Genomic DNA, 25,350 nt, shown 5'->3' on the forward strand with positions numbered 1-25,350 from the left:
TTGGCGGTATTTTCATCAATTACCGCCTCTTGGGCTGAATTAAGTATCGCATTATGATTAAATACTTGTCCTTGATAAAGCGTATAACCCCGTACCGCAAAAAATTGTTCGCCGACGCCATTAATGGTTCCTGTTAATGCTTGACTCCCTACACGAAAGTAGGCACTGGTAGACAAATTCGGTGTTGCACTATGAATATAATTTTGTTGTTTCAACGCATCTGCATCAGCTGAGCGTAAGGTGGTAATACGCGCCGCATTGCGATCACCAAATCCTGAACCAGCATAAATATCCAGCGTACTGGTTCCCATCGAATTAATATCGGCTAAAATTTTCTGACGCGAGCCTTGTCCCAAAGCAACCACAGAAACCACCGAAGCGATCCCAATAATAATGCCCAACATAGTTAAAAAAGTGCGTAAACGCTGTGATGCCATTGATAATAATGCCATTTTAAACGCATCAAAAAAACGGTCGCGTATTGAGGTAAAATTGTCATTGGTTTTAGTTTGTTCAATTGATTTCGGTGATGGTATGGCGTGTGACCCAAAACGGGGATTTATGGTGTCAGAAATAATCTGACCATCACTAATTTCAATAATTCGCTGCGCATTTTGAGCAATTTGCATATCATGAGTAACCATAATGATGGTATGCCCTTGCTGGTGCAAATTTTGTAAAATAGCTAATACTTCCTGACCACTTTGTTTATCTAAAGCACCGGTTGGTTCATCAGCAAGAATAATTTGCCCACCGTTCATTAATGCGCGAGCAATGCTTACCCGCTGCTGTTGACCACCAGATAGCTGAGTCGGTTTATTGGTTAACTTTTCGCCAAGCCCTAAACGCGTTAATAACGCTTGTGCACGTTGCTGTCGCTGCTGGCGATCTATGCCTGCGTAAATGGCTGGCATTTCAACATTGCCTTCTGCGGTTAAGGCGTTGAGTAGATGATAACGCTGAAAGATAAAACCAAAATGCTCTCGGCGTAATTCGGCTAATTCATCGGAATTTAAGCGACGAGTAAGACGCCCACTGAGAAGATATTCACCCGAACTTGGTTTATCCAAACAGCCGAGGATATTCATTAACGTTGATTTTCCCGATCCCGATGCGCCAACAATCGCCACCATTTCTCCAGCATTAATCGTTAAATTAATGGCTTTTAATACCTGAATGATCGAATCACCAGAAGTAAATTCACGGGTAATCTGTTTTAATTGTATTAATGGTATGGTCATGATTATCGTCTCATTCGCATTGGCGGCATATTGCGATTTTTCACCATGGATGTACCACTGATAATCACCTCTTCGCCCTCTGCCAATCCAGATAGAATTTCGATTTGTACATTATTATTAATGCCTATCTCTACATTTTTGGTTATAACATTCCCGTTTTGATCAAGCACATTAACCTTGCCTTTCCTACTGTCTTTGGGTGATATCTCAACAGCCATCGCGGGGACAAGTAGCGTGTTATCAGCAGCAGCTAATACAATATAAACTTGGGCCGTCATTGAAATACGTAAAATTCGTTCTGGATTATCCACATCAAACAAACCATTATAATAAATGGCAGTGGTAGTGGAGGTATTGCTGGTACTGAGGCTCTCATTATTAATTGAGTCTGGAGCAGGTTTTATATCACGTAATGTTAAACCACGATAAAAAGAGGTCGGTTTGCCTAAAATGGAGAAATAAACTGGCATACCTTTTTTGACTTTGATCACATCCGCTTCTGAAATTTGTGCTTCAATGGTCATTTTGTCTAATTGTGCAATCTTGACAATAGTGGGGGCACTTTGTACCGAATTGACCGTTTGTCCTGCTTCGACAGGAATCGCGACAACAACACCATCCATCGGAGCATTAATTTTGGTATAACCTAAATCTAATTTGGCATTATCTACGGCAATTTGTGCACGTATAATATCGGATTCTAATGATAAGATATCGGCTTTTATACTATCTAAATTAGCTTTAGCTAAATCCAGATCGGCTTGTGCCCCGACTTTTTGTTGCATCAATGTATATTGCCGTTGATAAGTCAATTGATAATTTTTAAGTTGTGCTTGCTTCGAACTACGCTGAGCTAATAAACTTTGTAATGAGGCTTGACTTTGTTTTAAATTATTTTGTTGAGTGAGATCATCAATTTCGGCGATTCTATCTCCTTTTTTCACCTCCTGACCTAATTCAACATAAAGTTTTTTAATTTGTCCCGAAACCTGTGCACCAACACTCACTTGTTTAAAGGCACTAATCGTACCATCAGCAAGTACCGTTTCTTCAATATTACCTCGCATTACGCGTTCAGTGATATAATTAGGTGGTGTTTTGGTAATGAAAAAAGTATGAATAATTATTGACAAAGTAATAATAATAAATACCAAAATAAGTATATATTTTAATTTAGTAAACGTTGTGATACGCATTCCTTCCCCAAATAGTTGACTATTAATTTATTTAAATTAATCATAACAACTTAATAAAAACGTTAAGATGCATATTGATAGTATTATCATGCCCCAATAGGCATAATCAATGCTATTTTAATCGCATTTTTATTAACTCTTTTAACTAAATTGTTAACTATAACATTATATAACTTAAAGATGATAATAATTACTATTTTAATTTATTCTAAATATGATATAAATGAGAGATATAACAGTATTAGTCATTATAGCTATCCATCAGCAAGTTTATATTAATTTGACTTATGATAGTGATAAGCAGCGAATCGATTTAATTACATGGTTTGTTGATGTGATTTATACGATTAATTTATCGCTCATAAAGCTTGCGGTTTAAATTATCTATGACCGTTTTATGAATATTCGTCGGCTTAGATTGAGATGACTTTATCGCAATAAACATAAGATGATTGCTCACCATTGGTAAGTGGTCTGCCACTATTAATAACGCGATAAGTAACAGAATGACTATATAAATTTAGACATAAACTAAAAGTTAGTTAAAATTAAATAGAAACTAGCGTAAAATAGCAAAATCAAATCATGAAACAGGATAATTAATTTATATGTCGAAACGAAATATTATTTATAGTCTTTTAATTATTCTGTCTGTACTCATTTATTACTATTTTTCGCCTCAAAATAATAAGGGGAATACGATAGACCTTGATATCTCTAAAGCACCGACATATCAAAGTGAAGCGATGTTAACGACAGTGTATGATCCATCGGGGGAAATCATATATAAAATTCAGGCGAGTCAAGTGGCTTATTTTGCTGAAAAAGGCGAAAGTTACTTTTCGATGCCAGATGTGATGCTTTATGATCGACAAAAGTCAGCAACATGGCATTTACAAGCGAATAGAGCGTATTTAACCAAAGATCGTATGCTTAGTCTGGATGGCGGTGTCCAATTAATCAATCTAACGCCACATTCCCATTTAGAACGTATCGAAACCAAAAGAGCTAAGATTAATTTAATGAATCAGGAGATTACGTCACCAGAAACCGTAACCATAAAAGGTCCCGATTTTTATTCAACGGGTGAAAAATTAAATGGCAATTTGAAAGAAAAAACGGCAAACTTATTACAAAATGTGAAAACATTTTATCGATAGTCACTTTTTAACCTTAAAGCAGATTAGAATTTATGAAAGACAGATATTTAGTACGTTTATTATTTAGTGCATTCGTTATGCTGTCGACCTCAGTCATAGCTATGCCGACATCGACTACAATGAATAATAAACCCATTCATATCGACGCAGATAATCAGCAAATTGATATTAAAAATAATACCATCACCTTTAGTGGTAACGTTCTGATTGAACAAGATAATTTTAAAATTATGGCGGAACGTGTAGTGATTAGTCATATTCAAAATAAAGAAGAACAACGTGTTACTGCATATGGCGAACCTGTAAAATTTAAACAGACTATGACCAATAACAAAATTGTCAGTGGTCATGCTGCGCAGTTAGTTTATGATATTAAATCTCATACCGTGACACTCACTGGTGATGCCGAACTTAATCAGCAAGATAATACTATTCGCAGTCAAGTTATTGCTTATAATATTAATCAACAACAAATTTTAGCCAAGGGCAATGGTTCAACGCGTGTGAGAACTACTATTATTCCAAACCAAATTAATGAGATAAATAAATAGTCATGGCAACACTAAAAGCACTTAATCTGGCCAAAGTTTATAAGAATCGGCGCGTTGTTGAAAATGTCAGCCTGAGTGTTAACTCAGGTGAAATTGTTGGTTTATTAGGCCCTAATGGGGCTGGTAAAACAACGACTTTTTATATGGTGGTGGGCATTGTTGCGCTAGATGCGGGACGTATTTTCATTGATGATCAAGATATCAGTCTACAACCGCTGCATGAACGGGCACACATGGGGATTGGGTACCTACCACAAGAAGCGTCGATTTTTCGCCGTCTCACTGTCTATGATAATTTAATGGCAATTATTCAAATTCGCCAAGATGTGGATGAAAAAGATAGGCATGATCGGGTGATGGAATTATTAGAAGAATTTCATATTACCCATATTAAAGACAGTTTAGGTCAAGCACTTTCAGGTGGGGAACGGCGTCGAGTAGAAATTGCCCGCGCACTGGCAGCCAATCCTAAATTTATTTTACTTGATGAGCCTTTTGCTGGGGTCGATCCTATTTCAGTAATTGATATTAAAAACATTATTAAACATTTACGTGATCGCGGGCTTGGGGTTTTGATTACTGATCATAATGTCCGTGAAACGTTAGATGTATGTGAACGTGCTTATATTGTTAACCAAGGTCATTTACTTGCAGAAGGTTCTCCTACGGCAATTCTGAATGATGAACATGTTAAACGCGTCTATTTGGGCAAAGAATTTAGATTATAAAATAATGATACTAATTTTATGAAACCTAGCTTACAGCTAAAGTTTTCTCAACAATTATCAATTACACCTCAGCTGCAACAGGCGATACGCTTATTGCAGCTTTCTACCTTAGAATTACAACAAGAAATCCAACAAGCGCTAGAAAATAATCCCCTCCTAGAAGTCGTTGAGCATCCAGTTAATACGGCTATGGATGAAGCGAATAATGTACTCGATGACATTACCTCCCAGGCTATTTCCAGTCATGGTCAATTAGAAACGACCTTCACTGATATTTATAGCGCAGGCGCTTTTAACCGCGCACCAGCGGTTGGTTATAGTGATGATATATTATCCATTGAGCAAAATACCAATCATCAATCATTACACGATTATTTGATGTGGCAACTCAATTTAACGCCATTTAGTGAGCAAGATAGAACAATAGCTACAATTATTATTGAAGCGATTAATTGCCAAGGTTACCTAACACTTACTCTGGATGAAATCTTAGCCAGTCAAGAAGATAGGACTATTGAACTTGATGAAGTGGAAGTTGTACTTAAACGTATTCAGCAATTTGATCCGATCGCCGTGGGATCACGCAACTTACAAGAGTGCTTATTTATTCAGCTTAATCAGTATCCCGCAGATACGGCTTATGTAAAAGAAGCCAAGTTAATTGTTAATCAATATTTATCTTTACTTGCCACCCATGATTATCGAATCTTAAAAAAGAAACTCAATCTTAAAGACCAAATATTGAAAGGTGCCATTGACTTAATCCTGCAATTGAATCCTTATCCTGGTGAACAAATTGATATAGCGTCCCCAGAATATATTATTCCTGATGTCTTAGTAAAAAAACAGGCTGGACATTGGTCTGTTATCCTAAATAATCAAATTACACCTCAGTTACAAATTAATCAAAATTATGCGACGATAGAAAAACAGGTCAATGCCAGTGATGGGCAATTTATTCGAACGCATTTACAAGAGGCGAATTGGTTTATTAAAAGTATCGAGAATCGACATGAAACATTACGCAAAGTAAGTCAATTTATAGTGAAACATCAACAAAAATTCTTTGAATATGGAGAAGAACAAATGCAACCGATGGTGTTAGCCGATGTCGCCAAAGCAATTAATATGCATGAATCGACCATTTCAAGGATTACCACTCAAAAATATCTACAGTGTGCTCGTGGTATTTTTGAGTTAAAATATTTCTTCTCCAGTCGCGTGCACACCGACACTGGAAATGATGCGTCATCGACGGCTATTCGAGCATTAATAAAAAAAATGATTACCAATGAAAATAGTAAAAAACCCTTAAGTGACAGCAAAATCGCAGAATTATTGGAGGAAAAAGGCATGATAGTTGCCAGACGTACTGTAGCAAAATATCGAGAGTTATTGGCTATTGCGCCTTCCCATCAACGTAAAACCCTTGATTAGTCATCGTTTATGATGGAGACAAATTATGTTATTAATGATAGTTAGTGGTCGTAGTGGTTCAGGGAAATCGATCGCGCTAAGATCACTTGAAGATATGGGCTTTTATTGCGTTGATAATTTGCCATTAGTGTTATTACCAAAATTAGCACAAACACTAATTGATGGACATTCCCCTGTTGCGATTAGTTTAGATATCCGTAATTTACCCGCAAGTAATCAACAATTAGAAGAAATATTAAACCGACTTCCTATCGCTATATCACCACAAATTATTTATCTTGATACTGATCGCGCTACGTTAATTAAACGTTATAGTGAAACTCGTCGTCAACATCCATTGCACAACTATTATCGTTCACTTGATGAGTCAATTGACTTAGAAAATCAATACTTAGAGCCACTAAGGTCACGTGCGGATTTAATTATTAATACGACTAATTTATCTGTACATCAGTTGGCGGATATATTGCGAGAACGAGTAACGGGCAAAAAAGAAAGAGAATTAACGATTATTTTCGAATCTTTCGGCTTTAAGCATGGTATTCCGACCGAATCCGATTTTGTCTTTGATGTGCGCTTTTTGCCTAATCCGCATTGGGATCCTGCCTTGCGTCCATTAACGGGATTAGATGGACCGGTAATTGATTTTCTCAGCCAACAATCGAGCGTGAATGAATTTATTCATCAGACCAATACCTATTTATTGCAATGGCTACCACTATTAGAATGTAATAATCGGAGTTATTTAACCATTGCGGTTGGTTGTACGGGAGGTCAACATCGATCAGTCTATATTGCTGAACAATTAGCGCAGTTTTTCCGAAATAGAGACAAGCAAGTACAAATACACCACCGTAATCTGGATAAAGGTCAATTACGTAGTAGCCATTGTTAATATGCTAAACGATATAAACAACAATAAGTGTTTACTTATTGTTGTTTATATCGTTACCGTTTAAATATCCAAAAAGGCGATGATACCTTCAGCGGCTTTTCGACCTTCGGCGATGGCCGTTACCACTAAATCAGAACCACGAACCACATCGCCACCAGCGAAAATTTTAGGATTGGAGGTCTGATAGCTGCTATCAGCAGGGGCAATAATTCGTCCTTGAGCATCAACATTGACATCAAATGGTGCCAACCAAGGCATGGCGTGCGGCTTAAAGCCAAATGCCATAATGACAGCATCAGCAGGCAAAATATGCTCTGAATTTTCAACCACAACAGGATAACGGCGACCGTGATTATCAGCGTCACCTAAAAAAGTCTTGACCATGCGGATCCCATTAACCTGATTTTGCTGATCTAATACTAAATCAATTGGTTGTAAATTAAATAAGAATTTAGCGCCCTCTTCCCGTGCATTGATGACTTCACGTTTTGAACCTGGCATATTACTTTCATCGCGTCGATATGCGCACGTCACTTCTGCGGCACCTTGACGAATCGCCGTACGGACGCAGTCCATCGCGGTATCGCCACCCCCTAACACCACGACACGCTTACCTTGCATATCGACATAATCAGATGATGTTAACCCTAAAGTATGTTTCGTATTGGCAATTAAATAGGGTAATGCTGCGTAAACTCCCGCTGCGTGTTCATTATCAAATCCCCCTTTTATCGATTGATAGGTTCCAACAGCAATAAACACGGCATCAAACTCAGCGAGAAGTGATTGAAAATCAACATCTTTACCTACTTCAGTATTTAGCCTAAATTCAATCCCCATTTCAGTAAAGAGCTGACGCCGATGGGTCATCACTGCTTTATCTAATTTAAATGAGGGAATACCAAAGGTTAATAATCCCCCAATTTCAGGATGGCGATCAAATACAACTGGTGAAATACCATGACGTACTAATATATCAGCACATGCTAAGCCAGCAGGACCAGCACCAACAATTGCCACACGCTTACCTGAATGCTCCACATCATTTAAATTGGGTTTCCAACCCAATTGGAACGCTTGGTCGGTAATATAACGCTCAATATGACCAATCGTCACCGCACCAAATTCGGCGCTCAATGTACAAGAACCTTCACATAAGCGATCTTGTGGACAAACGCGACCACACACTTCAGGTAAACTGTTAGTTTGATGGCAAAGTTCAGCTGCTTCTAACACTCGTCCTTCTTTAACTAACTTTAACCAATTAGGAATATAGTTATGTAAAGGACATTTCCATTCGCAGTAAGGGTTGCCACAGGCTAAGCAGCGTTCAGCTTGAGTTTGTGCTTGTTTAGTAACAAAATCTTCATAAATCTCAACAAATTCTACTTTTCTCACCGCTAGTGCTGTTTTAGGCGGATCGACACGCTCTAGATCGATAAATTGATATACTTTCTGATTCATAATTATCTCCCTGATAGGGTCTTGACAGTTAACGTCGTGTCAGAGGTTCCACGCTGTGTCAATAATGAACTAAGTTGATTGGCTTTTGGTTTAACTAATACAAATTGGGTACGATAGTGCGCCCAATTAGCTAAAATATCGGCGGCACGTGTCGAGTGCGTTAACTGTGCATGCTCAGTAATTAACTGCTGTAAGTGTTGTTCATGCTTTGGTACGGTGGTTAATGCGATTAATTCGACTAATTCCGTATTCACGCGTTTAGTAAATTTATCTTGCTCATTACAAACATAAGCAAAACCGCCTGTCATACCGGCACCAAAATTAACGCCAGTATGTCCCAGAACACAAACAACACCGCCCGTCATATATTCACAACCGTTATCGCCTATTCCTTCAACAACGGCTAGTGCTCCAGAATTACGCACCGCAAAACGTTCACCAGCACTTCCTGCTGCAAAGAGTTTTCCGCCTGTGGCACCATAAAGGCAAGTATTCCCAACTATGGTCGATTCATGGTGTGCAAATAAGGCGCCTAATGGTGGTCTAATTACAATTTGCCCACCAGCCATCCCTTTTCCGACATAATCATTCGCATCTCCGGTTAGGGTTAAATTTAAACCATTTGCATTCCAGACACCAAAACTTTGCCCTGCTGTACCCGTAAAATCAATATGAATAGGCGTAGCGGCAATACCTTGCTCGCCATATTGCTGAGCAATGTAACCTGATAAGGTCGCGCCAACCGAACGATCGATATTGCTAATGGTAAACTGTAATTGTTGAGGTTGTTGCTGATCAACAGCAAATTTTGTCTGCTGTATTAGCATTTGATTTAATTTACCTTTATCGAAAGCGGGATTGCGCTCAGTACAATAAACAGGATTATTCGCCAATGGTTTAGCGGCTCGCAATAAGCCAGAAAGATCAAGTTTTTGTTGTTTAGTCGTCATCCCATTGAGTTCAACCAATAAATCGGTACGACCAATAAGATCAACGATATGACTCACGCCCAATTCAGCCATAATTTCTCTGGTTTCACGCGCGATAAAACGAAAATAGTTCATCGCCTTCTCAGGTAAACCATGATAATGATCGCGACGTAAACGTGCTTCTTGGGTCGCGACGCCAGTGGCACAGTTATTCAAATGGCAAATACGCAAATATTTACAGCCCAGCGCTACCATTGGCCCCGTTCCAAATCCAAAGCTTTCTGCGCCTAGAATCGCGGCTTTTACAATATCTTGTCCTGTTTTTAAGCCACCATCTACTTGCAGACGAATTTTATGGCGTAAGCCATTACTGACTAAAGCTTGTTGTGTTTCAACTAACCCAAGTTCCCACGGCGAACCTGCATATTTAACCGAAGTAAGTGGACTTGCACCTGTACCACCATCATAACCTGAGATAGTTATCATATCCGCGTAAGCTTTAGCCACACCAGTTGCAATGGTGCCAACACCAGGCTCAGAGACCAATTTTACCGAAATCAATGCGTGTGGATTGATCTGCTTTAAATCAAAGATAAGCTGAGCTAAATCCTCAATAGAATAGATATCATGGTGTGGAGGAGGTGAGATCAAGGTGACACCAGGTACTGAATAGCGAAGCCGTGCGATATAAGGTGTGACTTTATCTCCTGGTAGCTGTCCGCCTTCACCGGGTTTTGCGCCTTGAGCGACTTTAATTTGAATTACATCAGCACTCATTAAATAACTAGGGGTCACCCCAAAACGGCCTGAAGCGACTTGCTTAATCCGCGAAACTTTAATACTATTATAACGCGCCGGATCTTCGCCACCCTCTCCCGAATTTGAAAAACCACCTAAGGTATTCATCGCTTCAGCTAATGACTCATGCGCTTCAGGGCTTAAAGCACCAATTGACATTGCCGCAGAATCAAAACGTTTAAATAATTCCTGTTCTGACTCCACCTGCTCAATTGCTATTGCTGCACCTGTTGGCGGATTAATTTTTAATAAATCACGCAACATAGCGACTGGACGCTGATTCACCGTCTCCGCGTAGCATTTATAATCTTGATAACTACCGCTATTTACTGCTTTTTGTAACGACTGTACAACATCAGGGTTATAAGCATGATATTCCCCACCATAAACAAACTTCAATAATCCGCCCTGTTCGAGAGCTTTATGTTTTGCCCATGCTTGTGTGGATAAAGCGAATAAATCCTGTTCGAAGTCACTAAAATCGGCACCGCTAATTCGGCTATCTACGCCAGCAAAGCAGCACTCAACCACCGTTTCATGTAATCCAACGGCTTCAAACAGTTTTGAACAACGATAAGAGGCAATGGTTGAAATACCCATTTTAGACATGATTTTATACAGACCTTTATTGATCCCATTGCGATAATTCAATATGACTTGACGGTAAGATTTCTCTTTTATTGCACCTTTATCAACTAAATGCGCTAATGTTTCATAGGCTAAATACGGATAAATAGCGGTAGCGCCAAATCCAATTAATACAGCAAAGTGATGGGGATCACGTGCACTAGCGGTTTCTACAATAATATTGGCATCACAACGTAAATTTTGCTCAACTAAATGGCGTTGTACCGCACCAACGGCCATGGGGGCGGGGATAGGTAGACGGTCTGGTGCAATATTTTTATCTGATAAAATGATTAAGACTGAACCATTTCGCACTTTTCCTTCTGCCTCTGCACAGATGGCTTCTAATGCCTCTTGTAAGTTACCATCAATATCATAAGTAATATCTAAGATATCATGCTGATAATATTCCGATTCCAATGCTAATAACTGTTTAAAATCTGAAGGAACTAAAATCGGCGATTTAAATGCGACCCGATGTGCTTGCCCCTCTGCTTCGACAAACACATTCATTTCTCGACCGATACTCGTTGCCAATGACATGACATGCGCTTCACGTAATGGATCAATCGGTGGATTGGTGACCTGAGCAAATTTCTGACGAAAATAATCATAAATCAGCCTTGTACGACTAGATAATACCGCAAATGGCGCATCATCCCCCATTGATCCGGTTGCTTCTTGTCCATTGTTACCTAAAGGACGAATAACTAAATCTAATTCTTCAAAGGAGTAACCAAACTGTTTATGATAAGTTAATAATTGCTGTTCAGAAAAATCACGAACAATTGGTTCATCTGCTAACTGTTCGAAAGGGATAAGTTGTTTAACATTTTTCGTCATCCATACCTTATAAGGATGACGACGTTGTAAATCATTATCTGTTTCAGCTGAGTGTAATATTTTACCGTTTTGGGTATCGATAACTAACAGCTCACCTGGTCCAACCCGCCCTTTTTCAACTACTTCATCAGGTTGATAGTCCCAAATACCGACTTCCGAGGCGCACGTAATTAAATTATCGCTGGTAATAATATAACGTGCGGGACGTAATCCATTACGATCTAAATTACAGGCCGCGTAGCGACCATCAGACATTACTATACCTGCCGGTCCATCCCATGGTTCCATATGCATCGAGTTAAAATCAAAAAAAGCGCGCAAATCTTCATTCATATCGGGATTCTGTTGCCAAGCGGGTGGAACTAATAACCGCATAGCACGGACAATATCCATACCACCAACTAAAAATAGCTCTAACATATTATCTAATGAACTTGAATCTGATCCCGTTTCATTCACAAATGGCATTGCATCGTGTAGATCGGGAATCAATGGCGTTTTAAACTTATATGCACGCGCTTTTGCCCACTGCCGATTCCCCTCAATAGTATTAATTTCACCGTTATGGGCTAAATGACGGAAAGGCTGAGCAAGCGGCCAACGAGGCACCGTATTGGTTGAAAAACGTTGATGGAATAAACAAATTGCGCTTTCCATACGTAGATCGGCAAGATCCAAATAGAAACATGGCAAATCTTTAGGCATACATAAGCCTTTATAAATGATGACTTGATTAGAAAGACTACATACATAAAAATCATCATCTTGCACCCGTTTTTCAATACGACGGCGCACCATGTATAAACGACGTTCAAAATCTAGATGACTCCAACCAGCTGGCGCATTAATAAAAACCTGTTCAATACGCGGTAAGCTTGCAAAGGCTATTTCACCCAATACATCGGGGTCAATAGGTACTTCACGCCAACCAACAATGGATAACGTCTCATTAAGTAATTCTTGCTCAACAATATGGCGACTGATCTGTGCGTGTTGTGGATTAGCGCTAAGGAAAAGCATACCCACAGCATAATTAGCGGCTAAACGCCAGCCCTTTTCTTGCGCAACATGATGAAAAAAACGATTGGGCTTTTGTAATAATAAACCACAGCCATCGCCTGTTTTACCATCCGCTAAAATTGCACCGCGATGCTGCATTCGTGCTAAACCATGAATCGCTGTTCTAACCACTTTGTGACTCGGTTTTCCATCAATATGCGCAATCAAACCGAATCCGCAGTTATCTTTCTCATGATGTTGTTTATATAACATAAGAGTATCTCTCCAAATATTGTGAGTGCAGACATTGCTAATTAATCTATTGTTATCAGCTAGAGTTATTTTTGTTTTTATATAAGCTTATTCATTAAGTTGAATTTATAACATTAGCTTGGGAAATTTCTTGGAAATATCGCGAAGTAAAAAACATAACTTGTTATTGACTTTACTCCACCATACTATAAGGTCGAAAATTAACGATAAAACGACATAGCGTCAAATGAATATTTATCATTAATCATTCTTTTAATAATCAGTTAATTAGTTATTAATATAATTAATGTGAATTTGCACCAAATTAATACAATAACACAAATTTAGATCAAATTTGTATTAATTTAATACTTATATTTTATTTTTTATCAGGATAATAACACTATGCAGTTACATTTAGTCATCAACACCTTTGGTGCCGATTTGCAACGCCGCTATGGCGAAAAAATTTATAAATTGACCTTACACGGTGGCTTTACTTGTCCCAATCGTGATGGCACGCTAGGGCGTGGTGGTTGTACATTTTGCAATGTCTCGTCAATTATTGATGAAAGCATTCAGGTAAAAAGTATTCACCAACAACTCGCACAACAAGCTAATCAAATGAAAAAATCCAAACGCTATCTAGCCTATTTTCAGGCTTATACGAGTACTTATGCTGAAGTCGATAAATTACGTCTTATGTATCAATCGGCCTTAGCGAGTGCAGATATTGTTGGGCTTTGTGTCGGAACTCGTCCTGATTGTGTGCCCAATGAAGCCTTGACTTTATTAGCGGAATATCAACAACAAGGTTACGAAGTTTGGCTTGAGCTTGGATTACAAACCGCCAATGATCACACCCAAAAACGTATTAATCGGGGGCATAATTATGCTGATTATCACTACACCGTTCAGAAGGCAAGGCAGCTTGGCATTAAAGTTTGTACCCATTTAATTATTGGTTTACCTGGTGAAACTAAACGCGATAATCTTTCAACGCTTAATCAAGTCCTGGATAGTGGTGTGGATGGACTTAAACTGCACCCCTTACATATCGTTGAAGGAAGTATTATGGCGCAATCTTGGCGTGCTGGGAGAATCACACCATTAACCTTAGATGAATATGTAGATATTGCTGGCGAGTTAATTCGCCACACACCTAAACACATCTTATTTCATCGCATTTCGGCTAATGCGCGTAAACCTACTTTATTGGCGCCAGAGTGGTGCGAAAATCACTGGCTATCAATGAATGCGGTCGATAAAAATTTAAGACAATTTGGCGGACAGGGACAAGCCTTGGGCGATGTCTATCGTTTTCAATCTCATCTTGATGTTAATTGCGAATGATGAGCCTTTTATACGTCGGTTTTCCTCCGCAGGCGTGACGCATTATGGTATACTATGAGTAAAGTAAGTTTAAAAGGTAGTACATTGATGCTTTGGTTTAAAAACGCAATTGTTTATCAATTTAGTAAAGAAATGCTATTTAATCAAGAACAGCTTGAAAATGCGTTGAGAAAAATGGCATTTACCCCTTGTGGTAGTCAAGATTTAACTAAACTTGGTTGGATCTCGCCTTATGGCGACAAAAATGAACACTATGTATTAGCAGTGGAAGGTCATTTTTTAATTAGAGCCAAGAAAGAGCGTAAAATGTTACCCGCTTCGGTTATCAAACAAGCGTTGCAAGTCAAAATTGAAAAACTGGAAAAGGCGCAGCAACGCAAATTAAAAAAAATTGAAAAAGAGGCGTTAAAAGATGAAGTTTTAATCGATTTATTGCCACGAGCTTTTAGCCAATACCGCTATTATTGGCTATGGATTGATACTGAAAATCAGCGTATTATCGCTGATGCTTCAAGTTATAAACAGGCTGAAGATATTATCACTTTACTACGTAAAAGTGTGGGTTCTTTACCATTAACCCCATGGCATTATGACACGCCTTTAGAACGATTATTGACCAAATGGGTTAAGAACAATTCGCATTTACCACCATTTATACTAGGTGATGAAGCTGAACTAAAAGATCCGTTAGAGGGTAACGGTATCATTCGTTGTAAACAGCAAGAATTAACTACCGAAGAAATCATTATTCATATCGACTCAGGTAAACAAATTACCAAATTAAAATTAATTCAAGAAGAGACAATTAGTTTTATTTTACAAAGTGATATGACCATTAAACGAATTCAATACGATCCAATTTTATTAGATAAAAATGAAGATATTGATCGCGCTGATGTTGAAAAACGTTTGGAAGCAGATTTCTTTATCCAAAATAATACCTTAATAAATACTTTAAATAATTTATACGATATAGTGAAGCTACTTGATATCAAATAAATTGCCAAGATGGTTAATTTTTGATACAACTAAATAGGAAATAAATAAAATAACATGACTTATAATATTTTTATCTTTATTATAAACTGTTCCAAACAAAGTAAATGAATTTACTCAAAAACAAACATGTTGAGGTTTGAAAATGAAAAAAACAACTTTAGCTATAGCAGTGGCAATTGCTAGCTTAACATCAGCAGCTCACGCTGCTCAGCCAGAAAATACTTTCTACGCAGGTGGTAAAGTAGGTTGGTCATCTTTCCATCATGCTGGTCTTGGCGATGATTTCAAAAAGCCAGACGATCAAGTTGGTGGTGGTTTATTCGTAGGTTATCAAGCTAATCCATATATGGCAATTGAGCTTGGTTATGACTATCTTGGTAATGCTAAATTTAAAAGCAAAGTAGAAGATAAAGATGATTACAAATTTGCCGTTCATGGTGCGTCTGTAACTGGTAAATTAAGTTACCCATTAGCATTCATCACTGATGACTTAGATTTCTATGCGCGTGCAGGTGCATTTATTCACCACACTAAATTCAAAGGCAACGAATATGACAAGAGTAATGTATCTGTTTCTCCAGTGTTTGGTGGTGGTTTCGATTATAAGCTAACTGATAACTTCACTGCACGTGTTGACTATCAATGGGTTAACCGCATTGGTAATAACGGTCCTAAAGACTTCCATCCAGACAATGGTCTATTATCTTTAGGTCTTATTTATAACTTAGGTGGCCCAACAACTAAAGTTGTGGCAAAACCAGCTGAATTAGAAGTCAAAGAAAACCGCTTTGTATTAAATGAAGATGTGTTATTTGATTATTCAAAAGCGACATTAAAACCAGAAGGCGAAACAGCACTTGACGCGTTATTAAAAACGTTAGCATCTATCAACCCAACTGAAGGCGCTATCGTTGTTATTGGCCATACTGACCGTATCGGTTCAGCGGCTTATAACCAAAAATTATCTGAACGTCGTGCAGAATCAGTTATGCACTACTTAATCAGCAAAGGCGTTCCAAGTGAAGTGATTTCTGCTCGTGGTGCAGGTAAAACTCAACCAGTTACAGGTAACAAATGTAATGCATTACGCGGTAATAGCTTAAAAGCATGTTTAGGTCCAGACCGTCGTGTTGAAATCGAAGTAAAAGCGAAAAACGTAGAACAAGTTGTTGTTGACAACCAAACTTCTGTTAGATAATTCGTTTTTTTCCATCCATCGTATAAAAAATCTGATTCAATCTTAGATTGGATCAGATTTTTTTATTGCCTAAAGAAAAAACACCTCTCTTTATTATTGATAATCAACCGCTTATTGACCTTGCTCATTTTATCCTTACTTGCCATTTTATCTATTTTTTCAAATAATTAGATAAGCACGCAGAAATTATTTACATTTACAATGCTAAACTATTCTGGTTATTATTTCTCCATATAGGACAAGTATCATGCTAAATTGGATTTTGAATGGTATAAAGGAATCACCAGAAATACTTCTGTTTCTATCACTTAGTTTAGGCTACACAATTGGAAAGCTCCGTTTTGGTAAATTCCAACTGGGTAGTGTCGCAGGTTCGCTGTTAGTTGCCGTATTGCTTAGCTTACTTAACGTATCAATTGATTCGGGTATTAAAGCGATATTATTTGCTTTATTTATCTATGCTGTTGGTTACGAAAGTGGACCACAATTTTTCCGCTCGTTAGGTGTAAAAAGTATTCGTGAAATATTTTTAGCCCTATTTATTGCGATTACAGGATTTATCACCGTATTTGTGCTAGCACGTCTATTCCATTTAGACAAAGGGTTAGCCGCTGGTCTGGCGGCGGGTGGATTAACTCAATCAGCGATCATAGGTACTGCTGGTGATGCGTTATCTCATCTTGGTTTATCACCTGAAGAACTTCAAAAAATGCAAGCAAATGTCGCTATTGGCTATGCGGTGACGTATATTTTTGGTTCGTTAGGTGCGATTATTATTTGTGTAAACCTACTACAAAAATTTATGGGACGTGATATTCGTGATGATGCTGTTGCTGCTGAAATGAATCAATTACATGGCGCAGTAGCACTTGAAGGGACACAAGGCATGGCTTTAACCGGCATTGTTGGTCGAGTTTATCGAATCAATCAAGATTTTGGTAAAACAATTCAAGACATCGAGATGCAAATTAAAGGGATAACCATTGAGCGGGTTAAACGAAATGGCAAAGTTATCGATAGCGCCTCAACGACCCTCTTAAAACAGAAAGATATTATTCTCGTTGTTGGTCATCGCCAAGCAGTAATTAAAGCCAGTGAACAGTTTGGCCCGGAACTCCCTTCAGAATCTGGTTTAGATATTATTGTTGATACCAAAGACGTGGTGTTTCGTAATAGTACTTATGCTAATCAAACTCTTAAACAGATTCGGGCGACTGAAAATGCATTCCAAATACAACATGGCGTTTATTTAATTGGGATCCAACGTGCTGGCGAAAAAGTAGAAATGGATGACAATACCCAAATAAAAATGGGAGATGTATTAACTATTTATGGTGCCGAAAGTGATTTACAACGTGTAATAAAAAGCATTGGGCAGATGATTCCACAAAGCACTAAAACTGATTGGAGTTATCATGGTCTAGGTGTGGTTGTCGGTTTAATTATAGGTTGGATTATTGTACGTATTGGCGGCATTCCAATCACCCTTGGTTCAGGTGGTGGTGCATTATTATCGGGCTTAATATTTGGTTGGATACGAACCCGACATCAAATTATTGGTAATATGCCTAGCGCAGCCTCACAATTCATGAAAGATTTTGGTCTGGCTGGTTTTGTAGCAGTCGTTGGGCTACAAACAGGTTTACAAGCGATCACCACTATCAGAGAACAAGGATTATCCCTCTTCTTAATTGGTGTGGTTGTGACGATACTTCCTCTTATTTTGGCCATCCCATTCGGACGTTATGTGCTTCGTTATGATAATGCAGCCGTTTTTGCTGGGGCGTTAGCCGGCTCTCGCAGTGCCAATCCCGCTTTTGGTGAAATACTTGATAAAGCAGGAAATTCTATTCCAACCACGCCATTTGCCATCACTTATGCGCTAGCCAATGTGTTCCTAACTTTATTGGGTCCATTAATTGTGGCTCTTGTATAAGAATTTTAGTTAATAACCTCAGAGGATTTTATTATGGACAATAAAACCGATTATTCAAAACTAGCTAATTTAAGCCCTTTCGAGCTAAAAAATAGTTTAATTGAAATCGCCCAAAGCCGCAGTGACCGTGTTATGTTAAATGCGGGTCGTGGTAATCCCAATTTTCTAGCGACGTTGCCTCGCTACGCATTTTTCCAGCTTGGTTTGTTTGCAGCTCAAGAATCGGAAATGTCATTTTCATTTCTAAATGAAAATGTGGGCGGTATGCCAATCAAAGATGGATTAATGGGACGTTTTGAGAGTTTCATTCGCCATAAATGTGAAAACCCAGGCGTCATGTTTTTAAGTAAAGCGCTTTCTTTTGTACGTGACCAATTAGGGCTCGATGCTTATCAATATCTACAAGAAATGACCGAAGGGATTTTAGGTTGTAACTACCCAGTACCTGACCGAATGTTAACCATTTCAGAAGAAATCGTCAAAGCTTATATCCTACGTGAAATGGGAGCAACGTCAATGACAAATGATGACATTGATCTTTTTGCGACAGAAGGCGGAACGGGTGCGATGGCTTATCTTTTCAATTCAATGAAGGAAAATGGCATACTTAAAGCAGGTGATAAGATTGCATTAGGCGCACCAATTTTTACCCCATATTTGGAAATCCCTGAATTAAATGATTATGAGTTACATGAAGTATTAATTAATGCCGATCCGGCCTTGAAATGGCAATATCCTGAAAGTGAATTACGCAAATTAGAAGATCCATCGATTAAAGCCTTCTATTTAGTTAATCCATCTAACCCGCCATCAGTAAAAATTGATGATAAGAGTTTAGACATTATTGCTGATATCGTCAAAAAACGACCAGATCTTATCATACTCACCGATGATGTTTATGGTACCTTTGTTGATAATTTCCGTTCATTATTTACTATCTGTCCTGACAATACCATTTTAGTTTATTCATTTTCTAAATACTTTGGTGCAACGGGTTGGCGATTAGGTGTTATTGGTTTAACGCGTAATAATATCCTTGATAAGAAAATTGCTAATCTTCCTCATGCAGAAAAAGAAATCTTAAATAAACGTTATTCCTCTATTATTCCTGAGCCAGAAAAGTTGAAATTTATTGATCGTTTAGTCGGGGATAGTCGTGCTGTAGCCCTCAATCATACTGCTGGTCTCTCCACGCCACAGCAAGTACAAATGGTCTTATTTGCATTGGCTGAATTAATGGATAATAATCAAGGTTATAAGAAAGCCTTAATCAATCTAATTCAACGCCGAAGTGCAGCATTATACAAACAACTAGGTGTTGAGCATGAGTTTGATGAAAATAGTGTGGATTACTATACATTGCTTGACCTTGAAGATATCGCGCGTAAATTATATGGCGATGACTTTGCTAAATGGATTATCACCACTAAAAATGCCAATGAATTGCTGTTCACTATTGCTAGTGAAGCGGGCGTGGTATTATTACCAGGTCAAGGATTTGCGGTACAACATCCATCGGCTCGTGTATCGTTGGCGAATTTAAATGAATATCAATATAAAGCAATTGGTACTTCTATTCATAAATTGGCGAGTAAATCTTACGAACAATTTAAGCATAACAAAGGAAAATAAGTGTTAAGTTAATTAGCATAATCCTTTTAGATCAAATTCAATACTTACTTCATTCCACGTATTGAGTTTGATCTTAATTTTGTTTATTTCTCATCAATTGATCATCAAATTAAGTTAAAAAATATTATTTAATTCCTTGTACTAACGACAATTTTTGTGCGTAACTTTTAATTTAAGATAAATATATGAACTTTTATCCAAAAATTAAGCTATAATTAGTCTCCAATTTTGTGTTTAAATTAATTTAGCTTGTGAAGAGGTTCCTGTGTCTGTGTCCATATGGAAACAATGTTTAGATCAATTACAAGAAGATCTTCCATCTACAGAATTTAATATGTGGATCCGTCCGCTTCAGGCCGAACTTAACGACAATAAACTTTCACTCTATGCACCCAATCGTTTTGTGCTTGATTGGGTAAAAAATAAATATTTACCTAAAATATCACAAATTTTACATTTATTATTTGATGATAAAGCACCTTCATTACATTTAGCTGTGGGTAATAAGGTCTCGACGCCGCCAAAACCTACTGGGCAAATAAATTCAGAACCCCATGTAAAACCAAATACAAAAACGTTACCTTCATGGAAAACCACAGAAAACGCACAAGTTGAGTTAGCATATCACTCAGGTATTAATCCAAAACATACGTTTATTAGTTTTGTTGAAGGGAAATCAAATCAACTAGCCTGTGCTGCCGCTAAACAGGTATCCGAAAACCCAGGAAAATCATATAATCCATTATTTATTTATGGGTCAACGGGATTAGGAAAAACTCACTTATTACATGCTGTCGGTAATGGCATTATGCAAACCAAAAACAATGCGCGTGTTGTGTATATGCATTCCGAACGCTTTGTACAAGATATGGTAAAAGCGTTACAAAATAATGCTATCGAAGAGTTTAAACGTTATTATCGTTCGGTTGATGCATTACTGATTGATGATATTCAATTTTTTGCTAATAAAGAACGTTCTCAGGAAGAATTTTTTCATACTTTTAATGCCTTACTAGAAGGGAATCAACAGATCATTTTAACGTCTGATCGCTATCCAAAAGAGATCAATGGTGTTGAAGATCGGCTAAAATCGCGTTTTGGTTGGGGATTGACCATTGCGATTGAACCGCCCGAATTAGAAACACGCGTGGCAATTTTAATGAAAAAGGCTGAAGAAAATGGCATTAAATTACAAGAAGAAGTTGCTTTTTTTATTGCCAAACGCTTACGCTCCAACGTCCGCGAATTAGAGGGTGCACTCAATCGTGTTATCGCCAATGCTAATTTTACTGGAAAAATGATTACTATCGACTTTGTTAAAGAAGCCCTAAAAGATCTGCTTGCTTTACAAGAAAAATTAGTCACCATTGAGAATATTCAAAAAACGGTCGCCGAATATTATAAAATAAAAGTCGCCGACTTATTATCAAAAAGACGATCGCGTTCAGTCGCTAGACCGCGCCAAGTCGCAATGGCATTAGCTAAAGAATTGACTAATAAAAGCTTACCTGAGATAGGCGATGCCTTCGGCGGCCGTGATCATACGACAGTATTGCATGCCTGTCGAAAAATTATTGAATTACGTGAAGAGAGTAATGATATAAAAGAAGATTACTCAAATTTAATTCGAACACTTTCAACTTAATCGGATCAAACAAAGATTATGAAATTTATTATTGATCGTGAAAAATTACTAAAACCGTTACAACAAGTTAGCGCGCCATTAAGCAGCAGACCAACATTACCGATTTTGGGAAATATTTTACTTCAGGTCAGTGACAATATGCTTTCATTAACGGGCACGGATATGGAGATTGAAATGATCGCCAGAATTCCATTAAATGAAGGCAACGAATCTGGAGCAACAACAGTACCCGCACGTAAATTTGTGGATATTTGTCGCAGTTTACCGAATAGTGCAGAAATCGCTATTATCTTAGAAGAGAGCCGTTTACTTATCCAATCTGGACGTAGTAAATTTTCCTTATCCACCTTACCTGCCAGTGATTTTCCAAATTTGGAGAATTGGCAAAGTGAAGTTGAATTCTCTATTCCACAAAAAACATTAAAACATCTCATTGATATGGTCCAATTTTCAATGGCAAATCAAGATGTACGTTATTATCTCAATGGTATGTTATTTGAGACAGAAGGTGAGTTATTACGTACTGTCGCCACCGATGGTCACCGTTTAGCGGTAAGTTCGCGTTCAATTGGACAAGCGTTTGCGACATCACATTCTGTGATTGTTCCGCGTAAAGGGGTATTAGAACTCGCTAAATTAATCAGTGATAGTGAAGATGTGATTAATATCCAGATTGGTAATAATAATTTACGTGCAAATTTAGCGGATTTTACTTTTACCACTAAATTGATTGATGGTCGTTTCCCAGACTATCGCCGTGTATTACCCAAAAATCCGGATAAGAAATTAATCGCGCCATGTGATATGCTAAAAAATGCGTTCTCACGTGCGGCCATTTTATCGAACGAAAAATTCCGTGGTATACGTATGTATATCCACAATAATCAACTTAAAATTACCGCTAATAACCCAGAACAAGAAGAGGCAGAAGAAATCGTGGATGTTAATTATTCCTCGCCTGAACTTGAAATTGGTTTTAATGTTAACTATCTGTTAGATGTCCTTAATGTATTAAAATGCGATGAAGTGGCGTTGCTTTTAACCGATTCTACCTCGAGTGTTAAAATTGAAGATGCCAATAACCCAACGGCAACATACGTTGTTATGCCAATGCGTTTATAGTACATTAAATCGCCCGATATATAACGGGCGATATTCTCACATACTCAGCATTTAATCATAGACATGTCGATATCCCAATTATTTATTCATCATTTTCGCAATATTACTCACGCGCAATTAACGCTATCTGAACAATTTAATTTTTTGGTCGGTGATAACGGCAGTGGTAAAACCAGCTTTCTAGAAGCGATCTATATGCTAGGGCATGGTCGTGCTTTTCGCCATCAGCAATCTAACCGTATCATTCAACATGATCAGCCTGAATTGGTGCTGCATGGCAAAATTTTGATAAACGGTCATCTACATAGTCTGGGATTATCAAAATCTCGCAGTGGTGATAATCGTATAAAAATAGATGGCGATCAAGGATTTAAAATTGCACAGCTTGCCCAATTATTACCAATACAATTAATTACGCCAGAAGGATTTGATTTACTTAGTGGAGGACCTAAATATCGACGGGCCTTTTTAGATTGGGGCTGTTTTCACCACTATCCTGAGTTTTTTGCCCTTTGGAATAATTTACGTCGTTTAATTAAACAGCGTAATGCGGCGTTAAGGCAATCGACCAACTATGCACAGCTAAAACACTGGGATAAAGAGTTAGTACCGATAGCCAATCAAGTCAGCCAAATTCGACGACAATATGCGGAAAATATTATTCCTGAATTATTATCAACGGCGAATGATTTTTTACCTGAATATCAAATCGATTGCCTTTATAACCAAGGTTGGGATGTACAGGCTGATTATGCGCAAGTGTTAGCCGAGCACTTTGAACGTGATAGACAACTTACGTATACCGCCTTAGGTCCACATAAAGCCGATCTCTGTTTACGCAGTCGGCAAATTCCTGTTGAGGATCTACTTTCTCGTGGGCAATTAAAATTATTGGTGTGTGCTTTACGCTTAGCGCAAGGTGAGTACTATACCCAACAACGACAACAACGTTGCCTTTATCTTATTGATGATTTTGCTTCTGAGCTAGATAAAGACAAGAGAGCACTACTAGCTAAACGTCTAAAACAAACACAAGCACAAGTATTTATTACCGCATTAAATCAACAACAGGTGTCTTATATGTGTGATGAAAATGATAAGATTTTTTACGTAAAATCTGGTATAATTTCATCCTAGTAAGTCTATGAAATAAAGCGAGAAACAAATGTCTAATTCTTATGATTCATCCAGTATCAAAGTATTAAAAGGTCTTGATGCCGTTCGTAAGCGCCCAGGTATGTATATTGGTGACACTGATGATGGTACTGGCTTACATCACATGGTCTTTGAGGTCGTCGATAATGCTATCGATGAAGCACTAGCTGGACATTGTAGTGAAATTCTAGTTACCATCCATTCTGACAATTCGGTTTCTGTTCAGGATGATGGTCGTGGTATCCCTACCGGCATTCATGAAGAGGAAGGTGTCTCTGCCGCAGAAGTCATTATGACGGTCTTACATGCGGGAGGTAAATTTGATGACAACTCCTATAAAGTATCAGGTGGATTACACGGGGTTGGAGTCTCAGTGGTAAATGCCTTATCAGATAAATTAGAATTAGTGATTCGTCGCGAAGGCAACGTTCACCAACAAATTTATCACCTAGGCGTACCACAAGCGCCACTATCCATTATTGGTAATACCGATAAAACGGGGACCTATGTACGTTTTTGGCCAAGCCCAGCCACCTTTACTAACATTGAATTTCAATATGAAATTTTAGCTAAACGTTTGCGTGAGCTTTCATTCCTTAATTCTGGTGTATCTATTACGTTAGTTGATGAGCGTACCGATAAACAGGTTAACTTCAAATACGAAGGGGGGATTCAGGCATTTGTTGAATATTTAAATAAAAATAAAAATCCTATCCACTCTAAGGTATTTTATTTTAGTACCGAAAAAGATGACATCGGTGTCGAAGTGGCTTTACAGTGGAATGATGGTTTCCAAGAAAACATTTACTGCTTTACCAATAATATCCCACAGCGTGATGGCGGTACCCATTTAGCTGGTTTTAGAGCTGCAATGACACGTACCTTAAACACCTATATGGATAAAGAAGGCTACAGTAAAAAAGCGAAGATTAGTGCGACAGGGGACGATGCGCGTGAAGGATTAATTGCGGTGATTTCAGTGAAAGTACCCGATCCTAAATTCTCATCACAAACTAAAGATAAATTGGTCTCGTCCGAAGTCAAATCTGCGGTAGAGTCGACGATGGCAGAAAAACTATCTGAATATCTATTAGAGAACCCAGCTGATGCTAAAACGGTTGTGGGTAAAATTATTGACGCAGCCCGTGCGCGCGAAGCAGCACGTAAAGCAAGGGAAATGACCCGCCGTA

General features: G+C 38.1%; 19 protein-coding genes. 15 read left to right on the forward strand and 4 right to left on the reverse strand.

The annotated features are described in order from the left end of the window. Positions 1-1,241 (reverse strand): ATP-binding cassette domain-containing protein (locus O970_RS06240; RefSeq protein WP_024496266.1); only part of this gene is annotated, 1,241 nt, incomplete at its 3' end. 2 nt (positions 1,242-1,243) lie between these two features. Continuing rightward, positions 1,244-2,437, reverse strand: a complete 1,194-nt coding sequence (locus O970_RS06245; RefSeq protein WP_024496267.1) for an efflux RND transporter periplasmic adaptor subunit — start codon at positions 2,435-2,437, stop codon at positions 1,244-1,246. Positions 2,438-2,660: 223 nt separating this feature from the next. On the opposite strand from O970_RS06245, the gene O970_RS09890 reads away from it, so the two are divergent. The 6 genes from O970_RS09890 to rapZ all read left to right on the forward strand — a co-directional run bounded on the left by O970_RS09890 (position 2,661) and on the right by rapZ (position 7,208). Next, positions 2,661-2,816, forward strand: a complete 156-nt coding sequence (locus O970_RS09890) for a hypothetical protein (RefSeq protein ID WP_166667089.1) — start codon at positions 2,661-2,663, stop codon at positions 2,814-2,816. A 229-nt stretch (positions 2,817-3,045) separates the two neighbouring features. Beyond that, entirely contained in the window at positions 3,046-3,597 is a 552-nt protein-coding gene (gene lptC / locus O970_RS06250) for an LPS export ABC transporter periplasmic protein LptC (RefSeq protein WP_024496268.1), read from the forward strand. 32 nt (positions 3,598-3,629) lie between these two features. Then, on the forward strand, positions 3,630-4,148 hold the full coding sequence (gene lptA, locus O970_RS06255) for a lipopolysaccharide transport periplasmic protein LptA (protein ID WP_024496269.1): 519 nt from the start codon (positions 3,630-3,632) through the stop codon (positions 4,146-4,148). A 2-nt stretch (positions 4,149-4,150) separates the two neighbouring features. Next, the gene (gene lptB, locus O970_RS06260; RefSeq protein ID WP_024496270.1) at positions 4,151-4,876 is read left to right on the forward strand and encodes an LPS export ABC transporter ATP-binding protein; all 726 of its coding nucleotides are present in this window, start codon (positions 4,151-4,153) and stop codon (positions 4,874-4,876) included. Between the two features lie 18 nt (positions 4,877-4,894). Further along, entirely contained in the window at positions 4,895-6,313 is a 1,419-nt protein-coding gene (locus O970_RS06265) for an RNA polymerase factor sigma-54 (protein WP_024496271.1), read from the forward strand. Between the two features lie 25 nt (positions 6,314-6,338). After that, a complete protein-coding gene (gene rapZ, locus O970_RS06270; protein ID WP_024496272.1) occupies positions 6,339-7,208 on the forward strand; it encodes an RNase adapter RapZ in 870 nt (289 codons plus the stop codon). Positions 7,209-7,268: 60 nt separating this feature from the next. Here rapZ and O970_RS06275 read toward each other — a convergent pair whose 3' ends face one another. Both O970_RS06275 and gltB read right to left on the reverse strand, forming a co-directional pair. Then, positions 7,269-8,672 carry an FAD-dependent oxidoreductase gene (locus tag O970_RS06275; protein ID WP_024496273.1) on the reverse strand — a complete coding sequence of 468 codons (1,404 nt, stop codon included), beginning with the start codon at positions 8,670-8,672 and terminating at the stop codon, positions 7,269-7,271. A gap of 2 nt (positions 8,673-8,674) precedes the next feature. Further along, entirely contained in the window at positions 8,675-13,141 is a 4,467-nt protein-coding gene (gltB, locus tag O970_RS06280) for a glutamate synthase large subunit (RefSeq protein ID WP_024496274.1), read from the reverse strand. Positions 13,142-13,525: 384 nt separating this feature from the next. Between gltB and mnmL the strand changes: the two genes are divergently transcribed. From mnmL to O970_RS06325, 9 genes are all read left to right on the forward strand, one after another. Then, complete coding sequence (gene mnmL / locus O970_RS06285) at positions 13,526-14,473, forward strand: tRNA modification radical SAM protein MnmL/YtqA (RefSeq protein ID WP_024496275.1); 948 nt, start codon at positions 13,526-13,528, stop codon at positions 14,471-14,473. A 54-nt stretch (positions 14,474-14,527) separates the two neighbouring features. Then, a complete protein-coding gene (gene rdgC, locus O970_RS06290; protein WP_105291846.1) occupies positions 14,528-15,472 on the forward strand; it encodes a recombination-associated protein RdgC in 945 nt (314 codons plus the stop codon). A gap of 142 nt (positions 15,473-15,614) precedes the next feature. Next, a complete protein-coding gene (gene ompA, locus O970_RS06295) occupies positions 15,615-16,670 on the forward strand; it encodes a porin OmpA (protein ID WP_024496277.1) in 1,056 nt (351 codons plus the stop codon). 247 nt (positions 16,671-16,917) lie between these two features. Then, the gene (gene aspT / locus O970_RS06300) at positions 16,918-18,606 is read left to right on the forward strand and encodes an aspartate-alanine antiporter (protein WP_024496278.1); all 1,689 of its coding nucleotides are present in this window, start codon (positions 16,918-16,920) and stop codon (positions 18,604-18,606) included. A 33-nt stretch (positions 18,607-18,639) separates the two neighbouring features. Next, a complete protein-coding gene (locus O970_RS06305; protein ID WP_024496279.1) occupies positions 18,640-20,238 on the forward strand; it encodes a bifunctional aspartate transaminase/aspartate 4-decarboxylase in 1,599 nt (532 codons plus the stop codon). A gap of 265 nt (positions 20,239-20,503) precedes the next feature. Then, the gene (gene dnaA / locus O970_RS06310) at positions 20,504-21,883 is read left to right on the forward strand and encodes a chromosomal replication initiator protein DnaA (protein WP_024496280.1); all 1,380 of its coding nucleotides are present in this window, start codon (positions 20,504-20,506) and stop codon (positions 21,881-21,883) included. Between the two features lie 18 nt (positions 21,884-21,901). Continuing rightward, entirely contained in the window at positions 21,902-23,005 is a 1,104-nt protein-coding gene (gene dnaN / locus O970_RS06315; RefSeq protein ID WP_024496281.1) for a DNA polymerase III subunit beta, read from the forward strand. Positions 23,006-23,068: 63 nt separating this feature from the next. Further along, positions 23,069-24,142, forward strand: a complete 1,074-nt coding sequence (recF, locus tag O970_RS06320; protein WP_024496282.1) for a DNA replication/repair protein RecF — start codon at positions 23,069-23,071, stop codon at positions 24,140-24,142. A gap of 28 nt (positions 24,143-24,170) precedes the next feature. Beyond that, positions 24,171-25,350: ATP-binding protein (locus O970_RS06325; RefSeq protein ID WP_024496283.1), on the forward strand; the 1,180-nt coding region annotated here is incomplete at its 3' end.

It is taken from the genome of Candidatus Schmidhempelia bombi str. Bimp (genome assembly GCF_000471645.3).
Lineage (GTDB): Bacteria > Pseudomonadota > Gammaproteobacteria > Enterobacterales > Orbaceae > Utexia > Utexia bombi.